The organism is Streptomyces alkaliterrae (assembly GCF_007097205.2).
GTDB classification, from domain to species: domain Bacteria; phylum Actinomycetota; class Actinomycetes; order Streptomycetales; family Streptomycetaceae; genus Streptomyces; species Streptomyces alkaliterrae.
This window is the reverse complement of record NZ_VJYK02000304.1, coordinates 1-6740: the sequence shown is the minus strand read 5'-3', so window position 1 is coordinate 6740 and position 6740 is coordinate 1. Positions and strand designations below refer to the sequence as shown.

The window sequence follows — 6740 nt, the reverse complement described above, 5'->3', positions numbered from 1 at the left end:
CCCCGCCTCCCCGTCCTCCTCCTCCGTGACGCGCCGGGTCCACCCAGGGCCGCCGTCGATCCAGCTCCTGGTGACGGTCTCCGCCTCCGACTGGTCGACGGCCCGCTGCAGCCGTCGCCCCTCCTCGGCGTGCCAGCCGATGAGCTCGGACCAGGCCGTCGGCAGCGCCGCCGAACTGCCCGGGCCGAAACGCCGGATGAGCTGTTCCGCCGTCGGCCTGTCCTCCGGGCGCGGGGCCACGCAGTCCTGGATCACCCCGGACAGACCCGGCGGGAGCCCGCCCAGGTCGGTGGCGGCGCGGCGGACGTGGTTGAGCTGCTGCAGCGGCTCCCGGGTCTCCGGGTAGGGCAGCCTGCCGCAGGCCAGGTAGTACAGCGTGATCCCGAGAGCGTAGACGTCCGACGCCGGGGTGCTCGGTTGGCCGTCCGCCTGCTCGGGTGCCGCGAACGCGACCGTCCCCAGGGTGAGCCTGGTGCTGGTGAGATCGCCGGCGTGGGAGATCCCGAAGTCGATGACCTTCGGCCCCTCGGAGGTGAGCAGAAGGTTCAGCGGTTTGATGTCCCGGTGGACGATCTCCTTGCCGTGCAGCTCTGCCAGCGCGTGTGCCACACCGGCACCGATCCAGCGCACCGCGCGCTCGTCGGTGAGCGGCCCACGCTGCACGACAAGCGCTTCGAGGGACGGCGCGGGCACGTACTCCATCGCCATCCACGGCCGGGCCGCCGTCACGTCGCAGTCGAGGATCCTGGCCGTGTACCTGCTGGTGACGCGCCGGGCGAGCTTTGTCTCCCGGTCGAACCGCTTGCGGGCCTCCGCGCTGACCCCGCCCGGGGCCAGCAGGGTCTTGAGCGCCGCGACCCGCCCCGAGGCCGGGTCCCGGCCGAGGTAGATCACGCCCATACCGCCGGTGGCCAACTGGGCGAGCAGCCGGTACGGGCCGAGCTGACGTAACTCCCCGCTCAGGCCGAACACACCTGTCTCAAACGGCTCCGCCACCACGCCGCCCCCTCCCCGAACTCACCGGCGAAGACGGCCGTCACCGACGGCCGGTTCCGCCCCGCCCGGAAGCTCACCGCCCCCGGTCTGCGGCTACTGAACCACCCGTGCGTCGCCCGCAACAAGCCCTGGTGGGAGCGGAGTTGTTGACCGCCGCCTGCGGCGAAGCAGGATGCGGCGGTTCTGTCGCCTGTGGGAGGTTCGAGCTGCGGCGCGGCCGCCGCGGCGGACGGTTCAGCCGGCATCGGATCGTCGGCGGGCGACCGTCAGCCCGTCCGCCACGGGCAGCATGACGGACTCGACCCGCACATCGGCACGTACACGGGCGTTGAACTCGCGCACGGCGAGGACGTTTCCGGTGGCGTCGGCGCGGTGGACTCGGCCCTGTTGGAGCACGTTGTCGGCGATCAGCAGACCGCCGGGGCGCAGCCGGGGAACGAGGAGTTCCCAGTACCGGCGGTAGTTCGGCTTGTCGGCGTCGAGGAAGACCAGGTCGATGTCGCTCTTCGCCGGCAGGGCGGCCACCGTCTCCAGCGCGGGCCCGAGACGGAGGTCGATGCGGTCCTCCACACCGGCCTCCCGCCACGCCACCCGGGCGATGGACGTCCATTCCTCGGAGAGGTCGCAGGTGATGACCGTTCCACCGGGAGCCAGCCCCGTCGCCAGAGCGAGGGTGGAGTAGCCGGTGAAGGTACCCACCTCGACGACGCGTCGCGCGTCCACGAGCCGCGCGAGCAGGGTCAGCAGGACGGCCTGCTCGTGCGGGACCCGCATGACGGCCGACGGGCCAAGGCTCCGCGTCCGGGCCGCCAGCCACCGCTGGACCGCCGTCGGGGGCTCGGCCTGACCCAGCAGATAGCCGTACACCTCGCGGGTGAGGGGGACGTTTTTCATCGCCTCGTAGGGCGCCTGGCTCATCGTGGTGCTCCTGTCGGGGAGGTGGCCGGCAGCGGGTCCGCGGGGCTGGGAGGCGCGGGTGCGGCGCCGTGGGCGTCGTCGAGGGCGCCGAGCATGGTGGCGAGTTTGGTCCCGGTCTCTGCCAGTTCGGCATCGGGAAGGGATCCCCGGACGATGCCGGCGCCCGCGTAGAGGCGCAGCCCCCGCGGATCGGCCTCGCCGCACCGCAGGGCGATGACCCAGTGGCCGTCTCCCGACTGGTCCATCCAGCCGACAAGGCCGGAGAAGTAGCGGCGCGGTACGGGCTCGACGGCACGCACGAGGGCGGCAGCGCGGCGGGTCGGAGTGCCGCAGACGGCCGGAGTGGGGTGGAGGACGCAGGCCAGCGCCAGGGAGGACGGTGCGGGGCGGCGCAGCCGGGCCCGGATGGGGGTGCTCAGGTGCCACAGGCGGCTGGTGGCGTGCAGCCGGGGTGCGGCCGGGATGTCGAGCGTCCGGCACAGGGGGGCCAGGAGCCGCTGGAGTGCGTCGACGACGTGCCGGTGCTCGTCGCGGTCCTTGGCGGACCGCAGGAGCGAGGTGGCCCGCGCCCGGTCCACGGCGGGGTCCGGGTCTCGGGCGATGCTTCCGGCCAGAGGAGTCACGGTCAGCAGGTCGCCGCTCCGCCGGAGCAGCGTCTCCGGCGTCGCGCCGACGAGCACCGCGCCCGCGGCGTCCGGGTGCGGACGCGAAACGGTGACCGAGAAGAGGTGGGCGGTCGGCTCCCGACGGGCGAGGGAGCTGACGAGCGCCGACGCCAACTCCCGGTAGGACCGCCCCTCGGGGAGAGAGACGTGGAGGGTGCGTGCCAGTACGACTTTGGTGACGGTCCCGCCCCTGATCTCGGCCAGGGCGTCGCGGACGGCGGAGAGGTAGGCCGCCGGCGGGGGATCCTCCACGCGCGGCAACGGCGGTCCGGCCGTGGCAGCCGGCGGCCACGGCGGCCGGTCGGCCTCCTGGAGCGCCATGGCGACGGCGTGCGGGCGCCTGCCCGGCTGGTGTGCGCGGCGCTCGACGCGCGTCAGGAGCAGGTGGGCCCGCGTGGTGGTCTCGTCGAACGGGATGGCTCCGACGACGACCGCCCCGGCCGGGCCCGCGCGCAGCGCGCTCTCCGCGGCGCCGGCGAGCGCGGCGAACTGGCCCGGCCCGATCGGCGCCGACAGCCGGTCACCGCCCCGCGCCACCAGGGTGGCGCGGGGTGTCGACAGCAGCCACTGGGTGGGGCTGCCGGCGTGCTCCGCACCGAGCGGTGCCCGTGCCACGCTCAGTGCGGCGCACGCGGTGAGCGCGAGTGAGGCTGCGGCGCCTCCGGCCGCGTGCCCGGCCCGGCGCACAGATCGGTGATCAGCTTGCGGGCACGGCCCGCGACCACCGGGGTGACCCCGTGGATCAGCTGCGCCCCGTAGACGAGCGTGGTGCCCGCCGGCGGTCGGCAGACCCACCGGGTGGCGGTGACGTCGTCAAGGGCGACCGGCCCGGACGTGGCCGTGACCTCGTGCACGAACCGGGTGCCCGGTGCGAAGACGTCATCGGACTCGGCCACCCGGTCGGTCCACAGCTCCTCGCTGGCGCTGGTGTCGAGGTAGAACTCGCCGCCGCTCTCGGCATCCTGAAGATTGAAGACCACACGGGCCAGGCGCACGGGGCGGTCACCCGGGTCCCCCATGCCGTGTACATGCGAGCGGATCACGTCCCCGGGCCTGAGGTCGTGGTACAGCCACGGGGCGGCGAACGCGGCGGACGGGAAGGCGCGGCGGATCACGGGCATCGCCCTGTCGATCGCGTCTGAAAGGATCTCCTGTGCGGCGCCGGGCGGGATCAGCCCCTCGCTGGGGTGGGCCGGTACCCAGCCGGTGGTGGCGAGCTGGTCGTCGACGACCTTGGTGACCTGGGCGGTCTCGTCGACGGTGAGGAAGTTCTCGATCGTCTGCACAGCCAGGGTTTCGGATGTGTTGATCACTTCTCGGCTCCTCTCGCGGTGCTGTCGCCCGTCCATTGCAGGGGCGTCGGCCACCGGAACCAAAGGCCTCACAACGGGCGCGCGGGCGCACACGTCGCCCGCCGCGGGCGCACGGCCCGAACTCCGAGCGCACACCCCCCGCTCGTGCGCCCCACGCGCCGCCCGCCGACCGAAACACCGCCGCACGATCCTGAAGCCGGGCCTCGGCGGGTGGCCTCGGCTCTGCCTACCGCGGGCAGGTCGCGGCGATGACGTGGTCGACCACGTCGTGTGTGCTGAAGCGTCTTCGGTGGGCGGCCCGTTGGCGGTCGGCGCCGCTGCCCTCCGTACGCAGCCGCCGCCACTGGTCGCGCACCAGGTCGAGGTCGTCGTGCCGGCGCAGTGCGGGCTCGACGGCGTGCAGCAGCCGTTCGACGAGAGTGGCCTGCGCCACCAGGCCGCCGGTGAACGGGTCGATGCCGCTGCCCGTCAGCCCGTCACGGGCCGCCCGCCAGCAGGCGGCACGCAGTATCTCCGGTGCCGGACGGGGCGCCGGTTCCCCGGCCCGGACGGCGGTCAGGGCGGTGACGGTCAGGGCCCGGACCAGGGCGGCGATCAGGAGGGTGTCGGCCGGGCTGAGGACCGCGTCGGCGACGCGGATCTCGACGGTGGGCAGGTGGTGGGAGGGGCGGATGTCCCAGTACAGGCCGCCGGGGTCGATGAGTGCCTCCGCCTCCAGCAGGGTCTGGACGAGGTCCTCGAAGTGGGTGGGCGACTCGAAGTAGGGGGGCGGGCCGGCCACGGGCCAGCGTCCCCAGGTGGTGGTGCGCCAGCTTGCGTAACCGGTGTCCTGACCCGCCCAGAACGGGGAGTTCGCCGCCAGCGCGGTCAGGGTCGGCAGCCACGGGCGCAGATGGTTGCTGACGTGTACGGCGTCCCGCGGCTCGGGCACGCCGACGTGGACGTGGCAGGCGCAGACGGTCTGCTCGTCGTCCAGGGCGCGGAAGTGAGCGGTGCTCCGCGCGTACCGGGCGCCCGGTGTCATGGGGACGGGTGTCGTCCGACCGAGTACGGGTGTGCCGGTGGAGGCGACGCACAGGCCGAGACCGGCGGCGGCGCGGGCGGCCGTCGTCCTTGCCGAGCGGATCTGCTCGCCCGCCTCCTTCAGGCAGCTGTGCGGGTCGGTGCGGAGCTCGATCTGGTAGCGGGTCAGCTCGGTGCCCACCCGTTCGCCGAGTTCGCCGGCGGCCGCACGAACCAGCTGGGGCCCGTGGGGGCTTGGGGCCCGGGTGACCGGATCGATCAGGAGGAGTTCTTCCTCGATGCCGACGGTGAGCGGGGCCGCGCAGTGGCCCGAACCGGTGGCGTGTGTTGACGCGAGGGCGTCTGTCGGGGGCAGACCGCCGTGAGGTTGACTGCTCATAGTGACGAGACTGCCGCAGAACGTACCGGGATGGTGTGCTTCCGCGGTTGTTCGCCGACGTTGAGGAGCACGGTATGAGTGAACAGACCGACGTCCTGGTCGTCGGGGGCGGCCCCGCCGGAGCGACCGCGGCGGCCCTGCTCGCCCGGCAGGGACACCGGGTGCGCGTGCTGGAACGCGAGCGGTTCCCGCGCTACCACATCGGGGAGTCGCTGCTGCCGTCCCTCCTACCGGTGCTGGACGTGCTGGACGCGCGTGAGGCGGTCGAGGCGCACGGTTTTGTGCGCAAGACCGGCGCGTTCTACGGCTGGGGCGGACAGGAGTGGTCGCTGGGCTTCGACGAGCCGGGAAGACCGGCTGCCTACAGCTTCCAGGTGGTGCGTTCCGAGTTCGACCAGCTGCTGCTGGAGCATGCCCGTGCGCAGGGAGCAGACGTACGGGAGGAGACCCGCGCGGGCCGGGTCACCTTCGACGACGACAGCGGGGCCGACAGCGGGGCCGGCAGCCGGGCCGACCGGACGCGCCGGGCGGTGGAAGCGTCCTGGAGGGGGCGGGACGGCACCGAAGGGCGGATCCGGTTCGGCCAACTCGTCGACGCCTCCGGACGCGCGGGACTTCTCGCCCGGCAGCTGCACACGAGGCGCGTACACGACGTCTTCCGCAACGTGGCCACCTGGAGCTACTGGCGTGGCGCGGCGCCTCTCGCCGCAGCCCCCAGCGGCGCGACCGGGGTGTTCTCCCTGCCGGACCACGGATGGCTGTGGGCCATCCCGTTGCACGACGGCACCCTCAGCGTCGGACTGGTCACCGACAAACGTTCCTTCGCCCAGTCCAGGCAGACGACCGGCGGTTCGCCTCAGACCGTCTACGAAGAGGCCATCGCCCGTTGCCCGCTGCTGGCCGGCATGCTCTCCGGCGCCCGGCAGACCGCGCCGCTCAAGATCGAGACCGACTACTCCTACGTCAGCGAGGTGTTCAGCGGCCCTGGCTGGTTCCTCGCCGGGGACGCCGCCTGCTTCCTGGACCCGCTGCTGTCCACCGGGGTGCATCTGGCGATGTACAGCGGGCTGCTGGCCGCCGCCTCGATCGGCAGCGTGCTCCGAGGCGAAGTCGAGGAGGACGCTGCCCGCGCCTTCTACCAGACCGCCTACCGGCACGCGTACGAACGGCTCCTCATCCTGGTCAGCGCCTTCTACCGGATCCACGACGGCCGCGACGCCTACTTCCGCAGAGCCCAGCAGCTCAGCCGCCGAGACCAGGCCCCCCTGCGCCTGCACGAATCCTTCCTCAACATCATCACCGGTGTCGAAGACCTCCACGACTCCCGGACCGATGCCGTGGACGCCTTCCTGCGTACCGTGCGCCGACCCGTCAACGGCCGGACGCCGCACGGACTCGCGGGCCATGGAACCAGCGACCTCCTGCCCCTGCCCACCACCCCCGAAC

Annotated in this window: 6 protein-coding genes; 1 reads left to right on the top strand and 5 read right to left on the bottom strand. The window is 73.1% G+C overall.

Going from position 1 to position 6740, the window contains the following annotated elements; all coding sequences use genetic code 11:
* From FNX44_RS22080 to FNX44_RS22060, 5 genes are all read right to left on the bottom strand, one after another.
* On the bottom strand, positions 1 to 996 hold a 996-nt coding region (locus FNX44_RS22080; protein ID WP_143650527.1), incomplete at its 3' end, for a serine/threonine-protein kinase.
* 234 nt (positions 997 to 1230) lie between these two features.
* Positions 1231 to 1914: an O-methyltransferase gene (locus tag FNX44_RS22075; RefSeq protein WP_228450099.1), complete on the bottom strand. Its 684-nt coding sequence runs from the start codon at positions 1912 to 1914 to the stop codon at positions 1231 to 1233.
* Entirely contained in the window at positions 1911 to 3194 is a 1284-nt protein-coding gene (locus FNX44_RS22070) for an isochorismate synthase (protein ID WP_143650525.1), read from the bottom strand. The genes FNX44_RS22075 and FNX44_RS22070 overlap by 4 nt, the downstream gene beginning before the upstream one ends.
* A gap of 2 nt (positions 3195 to 3196) precedes the next feature.
* Positions 3197 to 3892 (bottom strand): hypothetical protein, encoded by a 696-nt coding sequence (locus FNX44_RS22065; protein ID WP_143650523.1) that lies wholly within the window; start codon positions 3890 to 3892, stop codon positions 3197 to 3199.
* A gap of 226 nt (positions 3893 to 4118) precedes the next feature.
* Positions 4119 to 5294: a carboxylate-amine ligase gene (locus tag FNX44_RS22060; RefSeq protein WP_143650520.1), complete on the bottom strand. Its 1176-nt coding sequence runs from the start codon at positions 5292 to 5294 to the stop codon at positions 4119 to 4121.
* A gap of 74 nt (positions 5295 to 5368) precedes the next feature.
* Here FNX44_RS22060 and FNX44_RS22055 point away from each other — a divergent pair.
* A partial coding sequence (locus tag FNX44_RS22055) for an NAD(P)/FAD-dependent oxidoreductase (RefSeq protein ID WP_143650518.1) occupies positions 5369 to 6740 on the top strand: 1372 nt, incomplete at its 3' end.